General features: G+C 75.8%; 16 protein-coding genes. 9 read left to right on the forward strand and 7 right to left on the reverse strand.

From position 1 onward, the window contains the following. Positions 1-12 precede the first annotated feature (12 nt). The gene (locus SGLAU_RS02850) at positions 13-1,173 is read right to left on the reverse strand and encodes a MerR family transcriptional regulator (protein WP_078957565.1); all 1,161 of its coding nucleotides are present in this window, start codon (positions 1,171-1,173) and stop codon (positions 13-15) included. A gap of 241 nt (positions 1,174-1,414) precedes the next feature. On the opposite strand from SGLAU_RS02850, the gene SGLAU_RS02855 reads away from it, so the two are divergent. The 3 genes from SGLAU_RS02855 (at position 1,415) to SGLAU_RS02865 (ending at position 3,952) form a co-directional block, all read left to right on the forward strand. Beyond that, on the forward strand, positions 1,415-2,044 hold the full coding sequence (locus SGLAU_RS02855) for a sigma-70 family RNA polymerase sigma factor (RefSeq protein WP_043498060.1): 630 nt from the start codon (positions 1,415-1,417) through the stop codon (positions 2,042-2,044). A gap of 205 nt (positions 2,045-2,249) precedes the next feature. Continuing rightward, positions 2,250-3,305, forward strand: coding sequence for an acyl-CoA dehydrogenase family protein (locus tag SGLAU_RS02860; protein WP_043498062.1), 1,056 nt, complete (start codon positions 2,250-2,252; stop codon positions 3,303-3,305). A gap of 158 nt (positions 3,306-3,463) precedes the next feature. Further along, positions 3,464-3,952, forward strand: coding sequence for a nucleoside deaminase (locus SGLAU_RS02865; RefSeq protein WP_043498064.1), 489 nt, complete (start codon positions 3,464-3,466; stop codon positions 3,950-3,952). Positions 3,953-4,136: 184 nt separating this feature from the next. Here SGLAU_RS02865 and SGLAU_RS02870 read toward each other — a convergent pair whose 3' ends face one another. Continuing rightward, entirely contained in the window at positions 4,137-4,826 is a 690-nt protein-coding gene (locus SGLAU_RS02870) for a chaplin (protein WP_078957566.1), read from the reverse strand. A gap of 290 nt (positions 4,827-5,116) precedes the next feature. Here SGLAU_RS02870 and SGLAU_RS02875 point away from each other — a divergent pair, with 290 nt between their 5' ends. The 3 genes from SGLAU_RS02875 (at position 5,117) to SGLAU_RS02885 (ending at position 8,969) form a co-directional block, all read left to right on the forward strand. Next, entirely contained in the window at positions 5,117-6,733 is a 1,617-nt protein-coding gene (locus tag SGLAU_RS02875; RefSeq protein WP_043498066.1) for an alpha/beta hydrolase, read from the forward strand. A 53-nt stretch (positions 6,734-6,786) separates the two neighbouring features. Continuing rightward, complete coding sequence (locus tag SGLAU_RS02880; RefSeq protein ID WP_043498068.1) at positions 6,787-7,881, forward strand: chemotaxis protein; 1,095 nt, start codon at positions 6,787-6,789, stop codon at positions 7,879-7,881. A 62-nt stretch (positions 7,882-7,943) separates the two neighbouring features. Further along, the gene (locus tag SGLAU_RS02885; RefSeq protein ID WP_043498070.1) at positions 7,944-8,969 is read left to right on the forward strand and encodes a Gfo/Idh/MocA family protein; all 1,026 of its coding nucleotides are present in this window, start codon (positions 7,944-7,946) and stop codon (positions 8,967-8,969) included. Between the two features lies 1 nt (position 8,970). Here SGLAU_RS02885 and SGLAU_RS02890 read toward each other — a convergent pair whose 3' ends face one another. After that, complete coding sequence (locus tag SGLAU_RS02890; protein WP_043498072.1) at positions 8,971-9,384, reverse strand: SsgA family sporulation/cell division regulator; 414 nt, start codon at positions 9,382-9,384, stop codon at positions 8,971-8,973. 375 nt (positions 9,385-9,759) lie between these two features. Between SGLAU_RS02890 and SGLAU_RS02895 the strand changes: the two genes are divergently transcribed. Beyond that, entirely contained in the window at positions 9,760-11,190 is a 1,431-nt protein-coding gene (locus tag SGLAU_RS02895; RefSeq protein ID WP_043498074.1) for a PP2C family protein-serine/threonine phosphatase, read from the forward strand. 57 nt (positions 11,191-11,247) lie between these two features. On the opposite strand, the gene SGLAU_RS02900 is transcribed toward SGLAU_RS02895, so the two are convergent. Next, a complete protein-coding gene (locus SGLAU_RS02900) occupies positions 11,248-12,747 on the reverse strand; it encodes a hypothetical protein (protein WP_043498076.1) in 1,500 nt (499 codons plus the stop codon). Between the two features lie 244 nt (positions 12,748-12,991). On the opposite strand from SGLAU_RS02900, the gene SGLAU_RS02905 reads away from it, so the two are divergent. Further along, entirely contained in the window at positions 12,992-14,128 is a 1,137-nt protein-coding gene (locus tag SGLAU_RS02905) for an aminoglycoside phosphotransferase family protein (protein WP_043498077.1), read from the forward strand. Between the two features lie 272 nt (positions 14,129-14,400). Beyond that, entirely contained in the window at positions 14,401-16,371 is a 1,971-nt protein-coding gene (locus SGLAU_RS02910; RefSeq protein WP_043498079.1) for an N-acetylmuramoyl-L-alanine amidase, read from the forward strand. A 12-nt stretch (positions 16,372-16,383) separates the two neighbouring features. On the opposite strand, the gene SGLAU_RS02915 is transcribed toward SGLAU_RS02910, so the two are convergent. The 3 genes from SGLAU_RS02915 to SGLAU_RS02925 form a co-directional block, all read right to left on the reverse strand. Beyond that, positions 16,384-16,881 (reverse strand): hypothetical protein, encoded by a 498-nt coding sequence (locus SGLAU_RS02915; RefSeq protein ID WP_043498081.1) that lies wholly within the window; start codon positions 16,879-16,881, stop codon positions 16,384-16,386. A gap of 369 nt (positions 16,882-17,250) precedes the next feature. After that, positions 17,251-18,156 (reverse strand): universal stress protein, encoded by a 906-nt coding sequence (locus SGLAU_RS02920; RefSeq protein WP_043498083.1) that lies wholly within the window; start codon positions 18,154-18,156, stop codon positions 17,251-17,253. Positions 18,157-18,273: 117 nt separating this feature from the next. Then, entirely contained in the window at positions 18,274-18,516 is a 243-nt protein-coding gene (locus tag SGLAU_RS02925; protein ID WP_043498084.1) for a DUF397 domain-containing protein, read from the reverse strand. Between the last annotated feature and the right edge of the window lie 61 nt (positions 18,517-18,577).

Below are 18,577 nucleotides of genomic sequence, written 5' to 3' on the forward strand. Positions count from 1 at the left end.
GGCGCCGGGCGCTCAGCGCTGCTGTGTGCCGGGGTGGGCGCCGGGCGGCGCCGACAGCGTCTCCAGCGCTTCCGCGAGGCCGCCCGGCCGGGGCATCCCGGAGGCCGCGCGGCCGGCCCAGCCGGGCCCGCCCAGCACCACCAGCGGCTGCCGGCGCGCCCCCTTCACCCCCCACCGGGCCTCCTGCACGTGCCGGGCCAGCGGCAGGCTCGCGGTGGAACGCGACTGCGCCCACAGGACGACGGCCCTCGGCCCGAGCCGCCGTACCGCCGCGGACAGGGCGTCCGCCGGGACGGCCGCGCCGAACATCCGGGTGTGCACACCCCGTTCGCCCAGTCCGGCGTTCAGTGCCTCCAGCGGCAGGGTGTGCTGTTCGCCGGGCACGCAGGCCAGCAGGACCGGCCCGGCGCCGTCCGCGCCCGGTGACTCCGGAGGCGGGGTGTGCCGGCGCAGGACGGTGGACACGTGCCAGGACAGCAGGTGCTCGACCTCCACGTACCGGTCGCCGGACGAGGCCCACTTGCGTCCCACGGCGTGCAGGGTCGGCACCATCACCTCCTGCCAGGCCACGGTGAGACCGTGCTCGGCCACCGCCGCGGCGAGCCGCTGCTCGACGGCCGGGGCGTCCAGCCGGACCGCGGCGCGGGCCAGCCCCCGGCACTCCTGGCGGACGTCGCCCAGCGGCAGGGTGCCGGCGGCCCGGGAGCGGGTCCGCGGGGCCGCCGCGGGGGTGGTGGTAGGGGCGGCCGGTGCCGTGGTGGTGCCTGCCTTCACGGGGGCGCCGGCCTCCGCGGGGGCGGCCGTGGCGCCGCCGTCGCGCGCGGCTCGGGCGGCCTCGGCGGGCGGCACCCCCGACGAGGTCAGCCGGCACATCGTCTCCAGCACCGCCACGTCCGCGGGGGACCAGCGCCGGTGCCGGCCGTCGACGCGCGCGGCGGGCCCGATGCCGTAGCGGCGGTCCCAGGAGCGCAGGGTCGTGGGCGACACGCCGAGGCGGCGGGCGACCGCGCCCGTGGTCAGGCCGGCCTCCCCGGGCGGCGCCACGACGTCGGTGCCGGACCGGCCGGGATCGGACGGGCGGGACGCGGGCCGGCCCGCCGCGGACGGGCCGGGACCGGACCCGGGCCGGTGCGGTCCGGGTGCCGGGCCGGCCGGGAGCTCGGGATCGGGCATGCGCCGACTATACGACGCACAACCGATGCGAGTTGAGGCCCGCACCGGGGAGCTCGGAGCATGGCGGCACCGGGACGGGCACGCCTCGGCGGCCGCCCCGGTCCGCCCTGGTCACCGGCGTTCCCGCCGCCGCGCCGGGGCGGTTCGTGCCGATGTCCCCGTGCCGGACGTCGGGTGCGGGGCGTTCCGTGCCGGGACGTGCCGTGCCGGACCTCCCGTGCCGAAGATGAGGAGTCGTCGAATGGGCCCCCAGCCGAGCGCCGCGCTCGCCCGCCCCGCCCTCCGGCCGTCCCCGCACGCCGGGCCGGCCGCCGGCCCGGCCGACCCGGCCGTCGAGGACGCCGAGCTGGCGCGGGGCCTGGTCGCGGGCGACGAGGACAGCCTGGCCACCGCCTACCGCCGGTGGTCCCCGCTGGTGCACGCGCTGGCCCGGCGTTCGCTGGGCGACGCGAAGGAGGCAGAGGACGTCACCCAGCAGGTCTTCCTCGGGGTGTGGCGGGGCCGTCGCACCTACCGGCCGGAGCGCGGCACGGTCGCGGGCTGGATCGTCGGGATCACCCGGCGCACGATCGCCGACGCGCTGTCCGCGCGGACCCGCCGGCTGGATCTGCTGGCCTCGGCGGGCTCGTCGCTGCCGCTCCCGGACCCGGGACGCCCCGAGGCCGTCCTGGACCGCGTCCTGGTGGGGCACGCGCTGGCCGCGCTGCCGCTGCCCCAGCAGCGGGTGCTGCGGCTGGCGTTCTTCGAGGATCTGACCCAGCCCCAGATCGCCGAGCGCACCGGCTGGCCCCTCGGCACCGTCAAGAGCCACGCCCGGCGCGGACTGAACCGGCTGCGCGGCAGCCTGGAACAGGAGCTGTGCCGCCCCTGACCGCCCCGGCAGCGGTACGGCCCCGTTCGTTCGGGCCCGGGTGCATCCGAAACCCCCGTCCCGCCGGAAGTGACCCACGCAGCGACGGCCGTCGGCCCGCTGCGCGCGGGGAGCGGGCGCGCCGCTCCCCGCGCGCCCCCGGGGAGGGTCGGTGCTCCCCGGGGGCAGCCCGGCCGCGGGCGCCCGCGGCCGGGACAATGACCCCATGACCACCACCGCACCGCACCCGCTCGTCGTCCGCGCCCGCCGGCTCGCGCGGGAGCTGCTCGTCCCGTGGGCGCAGCGGGTCGACCGCGACGAGGTGCCCTCCGGCCACCTGGCGGCCGTACGGGAGTCCGGGGTGCTCGGGGTGAGCGCGCCGCGGGAGTACGGCGGGGCGGGGGCGCCGGACGCGGTCGCCCGGGAGATCCAGGAAATCCTGGCGGGGGCCTGCGGCTCGACCTGGTTCGTGCAGACGCAGCACCACACCCCGGTACGGATGCTGGCCCGGTCCGGCGCGCCGGTGCGCGAGCGTCTGCTGCGCCCGCTGGCGACCGGCGAACTGCTGGCGGGCATCGCATACGCCCATGTGCGCGCCCACCCGCGGGTTCCGGTGCGGGCGACCGCCGAGCGCGACGGCTGGCGTTTCGACGGCACGGTGCCCTGGTACACCGGCTGGGGCCTGAACGACGTGATGCTGCTGGCGGGTGTCACCGAGGCGGCCGAGGTGGTGTTCGCGTTCACCCGCGCCCGGGAGCAGCCGGGCCTGCGCGCCTCGGCGCCGATGCGGCTCGCGGCGCTCACCGCCGCCCGGACGGTGTCCCTGGAGCTGGACGGCCTGCGGGTGCCGGAGGAGTCGGTCGTGCTGCGCACCCCGCGGGAGGAGTTCGCCCGGGTCGACCTCCCCCGCAGCGCGAACGCCTCCCCGGCCGTCTTCGGAGTGGCGTACGCGGCCCTGCGGCTGCTGGCGGACGCCCCCGGCGGACAGGAGGCGGCCGGGGCCCTGCGCGCCGGGCTCGACGACGTGCGCCGCCGGGCCTACGCGCTCGCCGACCATCCCGTCCCGCAGGAGCATGTCGGGGAGCGGCTGGCGCTGCGCACCCGGGCGTTCGACCTGATGCGCAGCGCCACGACCGCGGCCGTGGTGGCCGGCGGCGGACGGGCGATGAGCCTGGACAGCCCGGCCCAGCGGCTGGCCCGTGAGGGCATGTTCCTGCTGGTCCAAGGTCAGACCGCACCGGTGCGCGAGGCCCAGCTCGCGGCACTCTCGGCATGTGGATGACCGTCGTGGATCGCCGGCGACGGCCCGAGGCACGGGGCGGGTCCGCCGCGACCGGCCCCGCCCTGTGCCCCCGGACTCGCCTGCGGCATCCACCCGGCCCGGCTCGGCGCGGTGCTGCGTAGGCTGGCGGGATCACGTCGCGAGGAGGGTCGTGCACCATGGTCGTGAAGGACACCGAGCTGCCGTATCTGCGGCGCTGCGTGGAACTCGCGGAGCAGGCGCTGGACGCCGGGGACGAGCCGTTCGGATCGGTGCTGGCCGGCGGTGACGGCACGGTGCTCGCCGAGGACCACAACCGGGTGGCGTCCGGCGACCGCACCCGGCACCCCGAGTTCGAGCTGGCCCGCTGGTCGGCCGCGCACCTGACGCCGGAGGAGCGGGCGGCGGCCACCGTGTACACCTCGGGGGAGCACTGCCCGATGTGCGCCGCGGCGCACGCCTGGGTGGGCCTCGGCCGGATCGTGTACGTGGCGTCCTCCGAGCAGCTGTCCGGCTGGCTGACCGAGTGGGGAGTGCCCGCCCCGCCGGTGCGTACGCTGCCCGTCGCGCAGGTCGCCCCGGATGTGGCGGTCGACGGGCCGGTACCGGAGCTCACCGACGCCGTCCGGGCCCTGCACCGGCGGTTCTTCGCCTCCCGCGCCTCCTGACGCCGCAGCGCGCGGGCCGACCACGGGCCGGCGCGGCGGCGGTCGGCCGGAGGCGGGGCGCGGGCCGTGCGGGGCCGTACGGAGGCACAGGCCCCGCTCCCGGACGACGCCGGCGCCACGACCACGCCGAAAACGGCGGAAGGCCCTCCCGGACGTGCCGGTGGGCCTTCCGTGGACGGGGCGGTCAGGCCGCGTCGCCCGGCTTGAACCGGCGGCGCAGGGCGGCACCGCCCAGGACGAGGGCCGTCGCGCCCGCGGCCAGGGGGAGAGCCGCGTCCGTGCCGGTGTCGGCGAGCGAGACCTCGGGCGGCTGCTCGGCGTGCGGCACGGGGTCCGGGCCCGGGTCCGCCGTGGGCGGTGACTTCGGCTCGGTGGGCTCTTCGGGGGTGACGGGCGGCTCGGGCGGCTTGGGACCGCTGGGCCGGTCCGGTTCACCGGGGGTGTTCACCGACTCGTTGCCGGTGGCCGGATTGCCGATGCCCACCACGTCCACCGTGTTGCCGCTGACGTTGACGGGGAGGTCGACGGGGAGCTGCACCCCGTTGCCGGAGACCACACCGGGGGAGTTCTCCGTGCCGCCCTCGGCGACGGCCCCGCCGCCGGAGGTGCCGGAGGACTCCTTGTCGTGCCCGCCGCCCTCGTTGGCGCAGGTGTTGCCCGCGGCCGGGTTGAGCAGCCCCACCACGTTCACGGTGTTCCCGCACACGTTGACCGGCACGTGCACCGGAAGCTGGAGGGTGTTGCCGGAGACCGCTCCGGGCGAGCCGGCCGCGACGCCGTCGGCCGTGGAGTCGGCGTGCGCGGGCATCGTGAGGGCCATCGCGCCGGACGCGGCGGCGACGGCGATCACACCGTTTCGGGTAACCCGTAGCATGGGGTCCCTGCCTTCCCAAACAGATACGCGAGCACTCGCCCGCACCGGGCAGAACGCGGTCGGGGGCCCCGGGGTTATGGCAGCGGGCCGTGCCCGGGCACCGTTCATCCCATCGAGTGAGGGTGTGGTCGAACGGGCGAGGGGCGGAGCGGTGCCGCGCGGTGTCCGGGAGCGGGCACGGTACGCCGTCTCCGGCGGCCTCGCCCGTCCGCGGGCGCCCCCCGCGGTGCCCGCTTATCGTGAGCGAGGGTGCCGTCCCCGCTCCGCAGCCCGGCGCCCTGGAGGCATCGATGCCGGCACAGTCGTCGACTCGGCCCGCACCGCGGCGCCGCGCCCTCGTCGGGGCGCTCGCCGTGACGCTGCTGAGCGCGGGTCTTCCGGCGGCGGCCGCGGACGACGGCGGCCAGCCCGACCTGTCCCGGTTCTACCGCCAGACGGTCTCCTGGGGGAGGTGCGAGGGCGCGGACATGCCGAAGGACCTGCAGTGCGGCAAGGTCACGGTCCCGCTCGACTACGCCCGGCCCGAGACCGGCACCCTCGAGCTGGCGCTCGCCCGCCACCGGGCCAGCGGGGACAGGCGGGGCTCGATCGTGCTGAACTTCGGCGGGCCGGGCGGCCCGGGCGTCGCCGGTCTCGCGGCCGGCGGCCGCGCCTACCTGGACCTGACCGACGGCTACGACGTGGTCGGCTTCGACCCGCGCGGCGTCGGCCGCTCCTCCCCCGTCAGCTGCGGTGACACCTACGGCACGGAGCCGCCCCCCGAGGGCGCCGACGACGCCGACGAGGTGCTGCGCGATCCGCGGGAGCTGCTGGACCGGCTGCGGGCGGAGGCCGAGGCCTGCGCGAAGCACTCCGGGCCGGTCCTGGCGCACATAGGCACCGTGAACGTCTCCCGCGACCTGGACGTCATCCGTCAGGCGCTGGGCGACAGGAAGCTCAACTACCTGGGTTTCTCGTACGGGACGCGGCTCGGCGCGGTCTACGCGAAGCAGTTCCCCGACCGGGTGGGCCGGCTCGCGCTGGACGGCGTCGACACCCTGACCGAACCGCTCACCGAGCAGGGCATCGCGACGGCCCGGGGACAGCAGACGGCACTGGACGACTTCCTCGACTGGTGCGCCCGCGACATCGCCTGCCCGTTCGGGCAGGACCCGCGCCGGGCCCGGGAGGACATGCGGCGGCTGGTCCGCTCGCTGGACGAGAACCCGGTGCCGACGGACTTCGGCTACGAGTTCGGCGGCCAGGACCTGGTCGGCGCCATCGGGCAGGCCCTGTACAGCAAGGAGCTGTGGCCCTCGCTGGAGCGGGCGCTGGCCTCGCTGATGGAGGACGGCGACACCCGCCACATCGAGGCGTTCACGTCCGGCGGCCACCGGTTCCCGGACGGCCGGGAGCAGACGGGCCGTCGCGCGGGCGGGCCGGAGGCCGGGGGCGGCCTCGCCGACGAGGAGGACATCCCCCTCGACAACCTCGTGGCGGCGCTGACCGCGGTCAACTGCGCGGACGATCCCGATCGCCCCACGGCCGGCCAGATCGAGCGCGACCTCGGCCGGCTGCGCGCCGCGTACGAGCGGGCCTCCCCGGTCTTCGGCCGGTACCGCCTCACCGAGGCGCTCATGTGCTACGGCCGTCCCCGCGGCACCGACTTCATCCGCGACGAGGTCAAGGACGTCGACAGCCCGAAGCTGCTGCTGGTCGGCACCCGCGGCGACCCGGCCACGCCGTACCGCTGGACCGAGCAGACCGCACGGCGGCTCGGCCCCTCGGCCGTCGTCCTGGACAACAAGGGCGACGGGCACACCGGTTACGGCTCGTCGAAGTGCGTCCACCGCAAGATCGACGACTTCCTGCTGTACGGCAGGCTGCCCGCGAACGGCAGCTCGTGCGGCGCGGAGGACGGCGAGTGATGTCCGGTTCCTCGCGGAATGCCCGAGAGGCCGATCGGTCCTATGGTGCTGTCATGGAGCACGCACTCAGTCCCGCCGTCCTCGCCGAGCTGCGCCGCCCGCGTCCCTACCCCGCGGTCTCCGTGCTGACGCCGACCCACCGCCGGGAACCGGAGAAGTCCCAGGACCCGGTCCGGCTGCGCAATGTGGTGGCGGAGGCGAAGAAGCAGCTGGAGCACGACCCCGCCGTCCCCCGTGACCGGCGCGCCGATGTCGTCGCCCAGCTCGACCGGGCGCTCGCCGAGGTCGATCTCACGCACACCGAGGACGGCCTGGTGATCTTCGCCGCCCCGGGTGAGCACCAGGTGTGGTCGCTGGCCCGGACCGTGCCCGAGCGCGTGGTGCTCTCCGACACCTTCCTCACCCGCAACCTGGTCTCCGCCCGTGCCGCGGAGCGGCCGTTCTGGGTGCTGTCGGTCGCGTCGGACCGCGTCACGCTGTGGAACGGCGGCGCCGGCCGGGTCGTCGAGGAGCGCTCCGGCGGCTTCCCGATGGTCCGCGGCAGCGACAACTTCGACCCCGAGCGGCTGCAGCGCGTCGGCGACCAGCCGAGCGCCTACCGCGACGAGGACACCCGCCACTTCCTGCGCGAGGCCGACCGGGCGATGACCGCCGTCCTGCGCGACAGCCCGCGCCCGCTGTACGTGACCGGCCAGCCCGCCGCGCTGTCCCTGCTCGACGGGGTCGGCGAGGCCACCAAGGGCGCGGCGCGCGTGCCGCAGGGCGGACTGGCGGGCGCCTCCGCGGACGCGGTGTGGCAGGCGGTGCGCCCCCTGGTCGAGGCGGAGGAGGCCCGCGGTGTGGACAGCGTGGCCGACGAGCTGGAAGCGGCGCGCGGGCACCGGGAGTTCGCGGCCGGCGTGGACGAGGTCTGGCAGAACGCCAAGCAGGCCCGGGTCCGGCTGCTGGCCGTGGAGGAGAACTACCGGGTGACGGTGCGCGACGACGGCGGGCATCTGGTCCCGGCCGGGAGCGGTGACCTGGACGCGCGCGAGGACATCGTGGACGAGATCGTCGAGCGGTGCCTGGAGACCGGTGCCGAGGTGCGCTTCGTCCCCGACGGCACGCTGGGCGGGGCGGGCGGGATCGCCGGGGTGCTGCGGTACTGACGGCGCCCGCGGCCCGGCCCGTACGCTACCGGCGGGACGGTCGGCGACGAGGGAGTGCGGGCGTGGGCGAGCTGCTGGGCGTGGCGGTACTGGGCGCGGGACACATGGGCGCCGACCACATACGGCGGCTCGGCCGGGTGGTGAGCGGCGCCCGGGTCGCCGCGGTGGCCGATCCCGACACCGACCGCGCGCGGGAGGCCGTGGCCGGGCTGGACGGGGTCAGCGTGCACACCGAGACCGAGGCGGCGCTGGACGCGCCGGGCGTGCGGGCCGTACTGGTCGCCTCGCCCGGCCCGGCGCACGAGGAGGCGCTGCGCGCGGCGTTCGCGCGGGGCCTGCCCGTGCTGTGCGAGAAGCCGATGGTGCCGGGGTCCGCGGGTGCGCTGCGGGTGGTCGAGGCCGAGGCGCGGCTGGGGCGGCGGCTCGCACAGATCGGCTTCATGCGGCGGTACGACGCCGAGTACCGGCGGCTGAAGGAGCTGCTGGACAGCGGGCGGCTGGGCCGGCCGCTCATGCTGCACTGCGTCCACCGCAACGTCTCCTCGCCGCCCGGCTTCACCAGCGCGATGCTCGTGGAGAGCTCCGTCTCGCACGAGATCGACGCGGCCCGCTGGCTGCTGGGCCAGGAGCTGACGGCCGTGACCGTGCTGCGGCCGCGGTCCTCCGCGCTGGCTCCCGAGGGACTGCTGGACCCGCAGTTCGTGGTGTTCGAGACGGAGGCGGGCGTGCTGGTCGACGTGGAGGTGTTCGTCAACTGCGGCTTCGGCTACCAGGTCCGCTGCGAGGCCGTCTGCGAGGCGGGCGGTGCGCGGGTGGGAGAGCAGCACACGATGGTCGTCACGGCCGGTGGCGAGGCGCGTGAGGAGGTCGCGCGGGACTACCTGGTGCGGTTCGCGGACGCCTACGACCGCGAGGTGCAGGCGTGGGTCGACGCGACCCGGCGGGGGCGGGTCACCGGGCCGAGCGCCTGGGACGGGTACGCGGCCTCCGCGGTGGCCGAGGCGGGGGTGCGGTCCCTGGCGGGCGGCGGCCGGGTGGCCGTGGAACTGGCCGAGCGCCCACCGCTGTACGCCGGCTCCGGCGGCTGACTCAGACCCCGCCGAACAGGCCGCTCAGCCCCCGGTCGACGGCCTCGGCGACGTCTTCCCGGCCGGCCGCCACCAGGGCGTACGTGCGCAGCAGGAAGCGGTCCAGGGCGGCCGTGTCGAACTGGAGCAGTGCCAGCCCGTACGGGGAGTGGAACTCCACGACCGTGCGGTCCGGGCCGCACGGCCACACGTGCACGTCCCCGGTGCCGGCGGGGCCGCGCAGCCCCTCCTCCAGAAGGCTGCGGGCGAAGGTCCAGCTGACCGCCTCCCCGTCGAGGGCGGCCTGGGGCGGGAAGTCGAAGTGCACCGCGAACGGGTCGTGGGCCGTGTACCGGAGCACGGCGGGCACGTCCTGGTGCCGCTCGTCCGCCGTGATCAGACGGGCGCTGGCGCACTGCTGGAGGGCGAGGTCCATGGTCGGTCTCCCTGCGGTGGGCGATCGTGCCGGTGTGCCAGTACGAGCGCGCGGGAGCCCGCCACGTTCTGTGATCCGCGTCACGGCGCCGGGTCACCGCACCTCAGCCGGAACACCAGCCCGTCGAACAGCCGGACGAGCGCCGTTCCCGCTACCCCGCGATCCACCAACTCGCGTACGGCTCATACGACTTGGTCCCCCCGCGCCGTACCTCCCGGCTACGCCGCGGGCGCTCCGGGAAGACTGTGGCATATGCCAGAAGCACCACCGGATCGTGTGTCGCCAAATGCCTTACGGGCCCCCGCCGGCTGTGCAACAGTCGTAGCCGGTCCCACCGCCCGCCCTGGCCGAACCGTCCCCTCATCGGAGTGCGTCATGCCGTCCCCCCTCTCCGCGGACCGCCCGTCCGCCCCGCCGCCGGGACGCGGCCGGGTCGATGCCCTCATCACCCAGGCGCGTCGGCTCAAGGGCGAGGTGGACGCGGTACGGCGGGACGCGCGGCCGGACGGTACGGACCCCCACGGCCGCTGGGAACGCGCCCTGTACGAACTGGCCCTGCACGAGCTGGACGACCTCGACGAACACCTGGCCCAGCTGCGGGACGGCCCCCCGCCCACGCCGGTCCCCGCGGTGCCGCCCGGGCGCCGCGCGCCGCTGCCGCCCACGGGCGGCTCGCCGCTCGGCCGGGTCGGCAGCGCCGAGTGGGACCTGCTGACCGACACGGCCACCTGGTCCGCGGAGCTGTACGCGATCCTGGGCCGCGACCCCGCCACCGCCCCGCTCACCCTGGACGAACTGCCGTCCCTGGTCCTCGACGAGGACCGGCCGGAGCTGACCGCGATGGTCACGGACTGCCTCGTCGACGCCCAGCGCATCGACGGCGAGTTCCGGATCGTCCGCCCCGACGGCGAGGTCCGCACCGTGCACATGATGGGCGAGCCCGTGCTCGACGCCGACGGCGGCACCGCCTCGATGTGGGCGGTCCTGCGCGACGTCAGCGAACTGCGCCGCGACCGGCGGGAGGTGAGCGAGACCCGTGACTCGCTCCAGCGCCACCGGCACCGCGCGCAGACCGAGCACCGGCTCGCGGTCGAGCTGCAGGAGGCCGTGCTGCCACCGTGGCACGGCACCCTGCGGCTCCCGCGTCAGGGCCCGCGGAGCCTGCACGTGGCCGGCCACCACCTGCCCGCCGCGGCGAGCGCACCGGTCGGCGGCAACTGGTACGACGCGCTCGAACTGCCCGGCGGCGAGACCCTGCTGAGCGTCGGCGACCTCACCGGCCACGGCCCCGCCGTCACCTCCGGCATGGCGATGCTGCTCGGCGCGCTGCGCGGGATGGCGATGGCCGGCACCCGGCCGGGCCAGCTCCTGGCCTGGCTCAACCAGCTGCTCGACACCACCGTCCGGCCCGCCCTCGGCAGCGCCGTCTGCTGCCGCTACCGGCCCGCCACCCGCACCCTGGTGTGGGCCCACGCGGGACACCCCGCCCCGCTGCTGTTCCGCGGCGGGACGGGGCGCAGGCTGAGCGCGCCGGACGGCGTCCTGCTCGGCGCGACCTCCGGTGCCGCCTACGGCGAGGCGGAGGAGACCCTGGAGCCCGGCGACCTGCTGCTGCTGCACACCGACGGACTGGTGCCCGGGCGGGCGGCGGCGGATCCGGCCGCCGTGGACCGCCTCCTGGCCCTGGCCCCGCGGTTCGCCGGTGCGCACACCGCGCAGGACTGTGTGCGGACGGTCGTGACGGAGGTCGGCGGGACCGAGCGCGAGGACGACGCCTGCCTGCTCGTCGCCAGGGTGAGCGCGTAGCACGCGCGCCCCGCGGGGTCCCCCCGGTGCCGGTCGTCGGTCCGCCCGGCGTACCGCTCACGCCCGGGCGGTGCCGCCGCCCGGCTTCCTGGCCTGGTCCCTGGGCAGCGCCAGTCTGATCTCCTCCCGCAGTTCCCGGATCTTCGGATAGGTCGCGTACTCGGCGGTGAGCCGGTACATCTGGCGCAGCCGGTCCCAGGTGCGCCGCGAGGAGTTGGAGCTCATCGACACCAGCGCCAGGCGGGCGTACCCGGCCGCCTGCTCCGGGTCGTCGGCGATGAAGCAGGCGGACGCCATGGAGAGGTGGTCGAAGATCTTCGACCGCTCCTGCGCGTCGACCCGCAGCGCCAGCGCCTTGTCCGCGTAGTGCCGGGCGTGCCCGGCCGCCGCCGGCTCGAACTCCGCGAGGGTGCGGTAGGCCAGGGCCTGCATGCCGTAGAGATCCGCCTCGTTGAACAGCTGCATCCAGCTCGGCGGCGGCACGTCGCCCTTGTCGGAGACGAACAGGTCCTCCGCCCGGCCGAGGGTGCGGCGCATCGCCTGGCCCTTGCCCATGGACGCCTGGGCCCACGCCTCGATGGTGTGGAACATCGCCTTGGTGCGGGGCAGTACCTGCTCGCCGGAACCGGACTGGGCGAGCTTCATCAGGTCCAGCGCGTCGTCGGGCCGGCCCAGGTGCACCATCTGGCGGGCCGCCCGGGAGAGCGCCTCGCCGGCCCGGGGCCGGTCGCCGCCCTCCCGCGCGGCATGGGCGGCGATCACGAAGTACTTCTGGGCCGTGGGCTCCAAGCCCACGTCGTGCGACATCCAGCCCGCGAGGACCGCGAGGTTGGCCGCCACGCCCCACAAGCGCCGCTGCAGATGGGGCGGATGGTGGTAGGCGAGGATGCCGCCCACCTCGTTGAGCTGGCCCACGACCGCCTTGCGCTGGAGCCCGCCGCCGCGGGCCGCGTCCCAGGCGCGGAACACCTCGACCGAGCGCTCCAGCTCCTCGATCTCCTGCGATCCGATGGGGGCGGCCTCGTAGCGGTCGAACCCAGCGGGGTCGGCGTGCAGGGGATCGTCGAAGTCGGGGGCGTCGGCCGCCAGGGCCGGGTCGGTGCGCAGCCAGTCGTGCATGGCGCTGCTGAGGGCGGATCCCGCGGCGAGCACGGCACCCGCGCCCACCAAACCGCGTCGGTTGAGCATGAGGTCCATTCCCGTGAATTCGGTGAGGACCGCGGCGGTCCGCTCGGGCGCCCACGGCACTCCGTCGGGATGCTCCACACTCCCGCCGCCCTGCCGTCTCCCTGCACGCCCGTGCCGTACCAGACCGAGGTCCTCGATGGTCACGACACGGCCGAGACGCTCGGTGAACAGGGCCGCCAGTACCCGCGGCACCGGATCGCGCGGGATCTCCCCCGTGTCGATCCACCGCCGCACCCGCGAGGTGTCGGTCGCCAGCTGGGGGTGGCCCATGGCCGCCGCCTGCCGGTTGACCAGCCTCGCGAGCTCCCCCTTGGACCAGCCGGCCAGTCCGAACAGGTCCGCAAGGCGGGTATTGGGTTGTCCGCTCACGTCAAGCCCCCAGGTACTCGGCTGAGTTGACACTAGCCCGGTGCGACATGCCGGGCGACTATTCGCCAGGGTTCGCCAGGGTCCGCCAGATGGTGTGCCACCGGTCATCCGGTGTCAGGTAGGAAAGCGCCACCCCGACCCGGTCGCCGCTCGTGGACCACGGTGCATTCCCCAGGGTGCACCCGGACGGCCGGGACGGGAGGCGTGCTGAAGACGCAGGCACACGAAGGGATCTGTATCGCCCATGTACGCAGCATCGTCCTCCGTGTCCGCCCCGCCCCGGCCGCTGCACCCCCGCCCGGGTGGCGGCGGCCCCTACCTCGCCCCCGCCCGCCCGGCCTCCCCCGTGCTCGGTCAGGGCACGGCGCGGCGCGGCGGGGGATTCGGCTCCCCACCGCTGAGCGGGAGACTCGATCTGTCCGGCCCGCAGGGCGCCCGGCTGCGCACGGCGATCGCGTCGGTGCAACGGATCTGCCCGGAGTTCACGCCGGTGCAGGTGCTGCGCCGCAGCGGCCGGTCCGTGCTCCTGGTGGGCACCACCGGGCGCAGCACGACCGTCGCCAAGTGCTTACTGGACCTCTCCCCCGCGTGGTCGGAGCGGATCCGCCACGAAATAGCGGCATACCGCTCGTTCGTCCGGCACCGCCCCCCGGTGCGGGTGCCGAGGCTGATCGCGGCGGATCCGGAGAACTGCACCCTGGTCGTCGAGCGGATGCCGGGACGTGCCGCGGCGTTGCAGCGGCACCCGGTCCCGGCCCCGCCGCGGACGGACATCCGGGCCGCGCTGGGCGCCATCTGCCGGCTGAACGCCTGGCGGCCCCCGGCGGGTACGTTCGACGCGCCGCTGGACTACGCGGCGCGGATCAACCGCTACCACGAGCTGGGACTGCTGACCGACCGGGACCTGGGCGACCTGCAGAAGCTGCTGCACGGCATCGCGATGGCCGCGGGCCGGCAGGGCATGGGCCAGTTCTGCCACGGGGACGCGCTGCTGTCGAACATGCTGGTGTCGCCCGCGGGGCCGGTGCTGCTGGACTGGGAGCACGCAGGCTGGTACCTGCCGGGTTACGACCTCGCCACGCTGTGGGCGGTGCTCGGGGACGCGCCCGCGGCCCGGCGGCAGATCAGCCAGATCGCGCAGTCCGCGGGCCCGGCCTCGCGGGACGCGTTCCTGGTCAATCTGATGCTGGTGCTCACCCGGGAGATCCGCACCTACGAGACGGCCGTGCAGCGTTCGATGCAGGACACGGCCGCGGCGGCACCGGGAGCGCACCCGGGTGCCGTGCCGACCGGTGAGGAACAGCGGCTGCTGCTGCGGCGGCTGCACGACGACTGCCAGCTGGCCCGACGGGCCGTGCGCGCGGCGGTCGGCACCCGCTGACGGGGACGGCCGGGTCCGTGGCGCGCCGATGACGACGGCGTGCCGCGGACCTCGCCATGTCCTCCCCCGGCCGACCATCGCCGGCGCCCCATTGGTGTAAGCCACTGACGCCCCGCAGGCCCGTCCCCCGTCACCGCGAAACCCCGTTCGCACCGCGCTGACGTGCCAATTCGCACAGCGTCCCGGATGATTGACGGATCGTCGGGGAGCCGGTACCACTGACACGCCCGGCCCCGTACGGCTCATCGCGCCCGACCGTCCCTGGAGGCTGCATGCCCGTCACCGATTCCCGTGGAGCCGCCGGACCGGGACGCGCCCGGCGTGCCGCCGGTGCCCTGGCCGGCGTGGCCGTGCTGCTGCCGTTGCTCGGTGCCGCTCCGCCCGCCGGGGGCGGTTCGTCCGCCGACGGTCTGCGGGAGGCCTTCGCCGCGGCGTCCGCGGCGTACGACGTGCCGCAGAGCGTGCTGCTCGGCGTCTCCTACCTCCAGTCCCGCTGGGACACCCACGGCGGCGCGCCGAGCGTGACCGGCGGCTACGGCCCGATGCACCTCACCGACGCCCGGACCGCCCTGGCGACCACGCCCGGGCACCACGGCGACGGCACGGAGGATCCGCGCGGCGACGACTCCCGCCCGCTCCCGCCCCGCACGGCCGGGGTGCCGCGGGACGCGGACCTCCCGGCCCGCCTGACGACGCTGACGAAGGCGGCGGCGCTGACCGGCCTGGCGCCCGAGCGGCTGCGGTCCGACCCGGCCGCCAACATCGCGGGCGGCGCCGCCCTGCTGGCCGCCGCCCAGCGGGAGCTGGGCGCGCCGCTCAGCGCGGACCCGGCGGACTGGTACGGGGCGGTGGCCCGGTTCTCCGGCGCGGACGACCGGGCGACGGCGGCGGCGTACGCGAACGACGTGTACGACGTGCTGCGCACGGGCCAGGAGCGGTGGACCGACGCGGGGCAGCGGATCACCCTGCCCGCCCGGCCGGGCCTCGTTCCGGACACCGGCCGGTTGCGGCAGGCGGGTCTGCGCGCCGCCGACGCCGAGGGCACCGAGTGCCCGCCGACGGTGTCGTGCGAGTGGATCCCCGCGCCGTACGAGGAGTTCGGCGACGGCGACTACGGCAATCACGACCTGGCCGACCGGCCTCGTTCCCAGGACGTCGACTACATCGTGGTGCACGACACGGAGGGCCGCTGGGAGGGTGTCCTGAAGATGGTCCAGGACCCCACCTATGTGTCCTGGCACTACAGTCTGCGCTCCACCGACGGTCATGTCGCCCAGCACGTGAGGACGAAGGACGTGGCCTGGCACGCGGGCAACTGGTTCGTGAACGCCAAGTCGATCGGCCTGGAGCATGAAGGTTTCCTCACCTCGCCGGACGCCTGGTACACGGAGGCGATGTACCGTTCGTCGGCCCGGCTGGTGAGGTACCTGGCCGGGAAGTACGGCGTTCCGCTGGACCGGCAGCACATCCTCGGCCACGACAACGTGCCCGGCCCGACCGCGTCGAGCGTCCCCGGGATGCACACCGACCCGGGCCCCTACTGGGACTGGCAGCACTACTTCACGCTGCTGGGCCGGCCCTTCCACCCGGCCGCGGGCAGCGGTTCGGACGTCGTGACCATCCGCCCGCACTACGCCGCCAACCGCCCCGAGTTCACGGGGTGCGCCGCCAAGGGCGAGCCCTGCCCGGTGCACGGGTCGAGCGCGGTGCGGCTGTACTCCGGTCCGGGCACGCACTACCCGCTGGTCAAGGACATCGGCCTGCGGCCCGGCGGCGGCGACTCGACGACCGGGGTCAACGACATCGGCTCGCGGGTCTCCACCGGCCAGCGGTACGCGGTGGCGGACCGGGACGGCGAGTGGACGGCGATCTGGTACCTCGGGCAGAAGGCCTGGTTCCGGAACCCGCGGCAGTCCCCGGCCGCCGTGCCGGCCCGAGGGCTGGTGGTGACGCCGAAGGAGGGCCTGGCCGGCGTCCCCGTCTACGGCCGCGCCTACCCCGAGGCCTCCGCCTACCCGGAGGGGGTGCCCGTCCAGCCGGTGGTCGCGCTGCCGTACCGGCTGCCGGCGGGACAACGCTACGTGGCGGGTGACCGGCTGCCCGGCGAGTACTACTACGCGGTCACCTTCGACACCGGCTCCCACCGGGTGGTGACCGGTGAGGACCTCTACTACGAGATCCAGTACGGCCACCGGGTGGCGTTCGTCCGCGCGGCCGATGTCGAGGTGGTGCGGGCCGGGTAGCCCGGGCCTGCCTCAGCCCTGCTGGAACAGTTCCGCCGGGAGCGGCTTCAGCAGGGCGTACAGGTCGTCGGTGATGGGGCGGTCCCAGGCGGCGATGGTGACCAGCACGTTGTCGCTGCGGTCGAACTGCACACAGGAGATCCGGCCCTCGGAGAGCTTGATCCGGCGCACGATCAGCAGGTTGTCGCCCTGCATCACCGGCACGTCCTCGTTGCCGACGACGGTCACCTCCTCGTCGTTCTCCAGCGCCAGCAGCAGCTGGGCCACCTCGAAGGGGACCTCGCCCTCGGCGACCTCGCGGGCCGGGGAGCCCTCGGGGAGATTGCCGATGATCATCGCGGGGCCACGGCCGCCGAACAGGTCGTAGCGGAGGAAGACGCCCTGGCAGCTGCCGTCGGGGGCGGGCAGCAGACCCGCGCCCAGGTTCCCGGGCCAGTCGCCCGGGTCCATGGCCAGTACGTCGAAGTCGGGCCCTGCGGGAGTGGCGCTGCGGCGGCGGAGGAACGACATGCCGCCATGGTACGTGGCCGGGGGCCGTGACCGCCGGGCGGGAGCGGCGGTCCGGGCGGCCGGGTCGTCCCCGGAAGACCGGTACCGCGCCGGGGCCGGCCGGGCCCGGCGTACCGGCGTTCGGCGTACGGCGCGCGGGCGGGCGCCGTGGGCCTCGCGGGCCGGGGAGGGCCCGCCGGTCCCCCGCTGCTCCCCGCCGCCCGTTCCGTCTCCGGCGGGGACGGCCGCCGGCTGGGCGTGTCGCGAAAAGTGCGGGTGTCCGGTGTGCTCGGCCGTCCCGGGAGCGGTCCGGTGCGCCCGTGCCGCCGGCCCGCCGGTCCCGGCCCCCGATGGCGCCGGGCCGAGGAGGGGCGGCGCGGCCGGAAGGGGTCACTCCTCCGGTGGAGCGGGCGGCACCACCGCGACCGGGCTCGGCGCGTGCAGGAGGACCGCCTGGGTGACCGAGCCGAGCATCCGGGCCGGGGCGAGCAGCCTGCGCCGGTGGCGTCCGACGACGGTCAGTTCGGCGCCGTGGGCCGCCGCGACGAGCCGGCCGGCCGCGTCACCGGGCACCACGTGCGCCTCTGCGCGCACCTCGGGGTGGCGGGCGCGGTGCGGGGCGAGGAACCCGTCCGCGAGGACACGGGTCTCGTGCTCGACGGCGTCCTGGTCGACCAGGACGGACACCGGCTCACCGGGCGCTCCCGCCCCCGGTTGCAGGGGCCAGGGATACGCGGCGACCACCATCAGGCGGGCGTCGCGCGCGGCGGCCTCGGCGAAGGCGAAGCCGAGTGCGGCGTCGTCGGGGCCGTCCACGTCGAGGCCGACGACCACGCGGGGTCCGGGCTCCGCCGCCGGGACGTCCTCCTGCTCCCGTCCCGGCCGGGGAACCACGACGACGGGGCACTCGGCGTCGCGCGCCGTGGACAGGCTGTTGGAGCCGAGCAGCAGACTGGCGAAGCCGCCGCGTCCCCGCGAGCCGAGCACCAGCAGTCCGGCCTCGGTGCTGAGTTCGCACAGCACGGCGCTGGGTGCGCCGTCCCCCGCCGTGTACTCCACGGCCGGGGGTGCGGGGCGCCCGGCGAGGTGGGCGCGGGCCTCGGCGAGTGCCGGGTCGTCCTGGCCGGCCGGTGGCGGGGGCACCAGGATCCCGGCCGGCGCCCAGGCCGCGTACTGCCGTACGTGCACCACGCGCAGGGTGGCCCCGCGTCCGCGGGCGGTGTCGAGGGCCCAGTCGAGGGCGCGCACGCTGTCGTCCGAGCCGTCGAACGCCGCGATGACCGGCAGGGTGTCCATGGGTCCCTCACCTCCGGGGTGCGATCCGCCGCCTACCGGGGTCAGCCTGACGCAGGCGGCGGCCCCGGAACGCCGTACGGCATCGCGTGTCCGGAAAAAGCGGCGGGAACCCCCGGATCAGGTGAGGTCGAACTCGCCCTCCCGTGCCCCCGACACGAACGCTCCCCACTCGGCGGGCGTGAAGATCAGGGACGGGCTCTCCGGGCGGCCGCTGTTGCGCATCGCGATGAACCCCTCGACAAAGGCGATCTGGACGTCCCCCAGTCCGCGGCTGCCGGACTGCCATTCGGCCCGGCTCAGGTCCAGTTCGGGCTTCTCCCATCCGGTCAGCGGCTTGTGCTGGGTGGTGCTGTCGGCCACGTCCGTGCTCCTCCCGATTCGTCGTCCGCGGTCAGCCTAGCGACCGCTTCCCGCGGCCGAC

The organism is Streptomyces glaucescens, assembly GCF_000761215.1.
GTDB lineage: Bacteria > Actinomycetota > Actinomycetes > Streptomycetales > Streptomycetaceae > Streptomyces > Streptomyces glaucescens_B.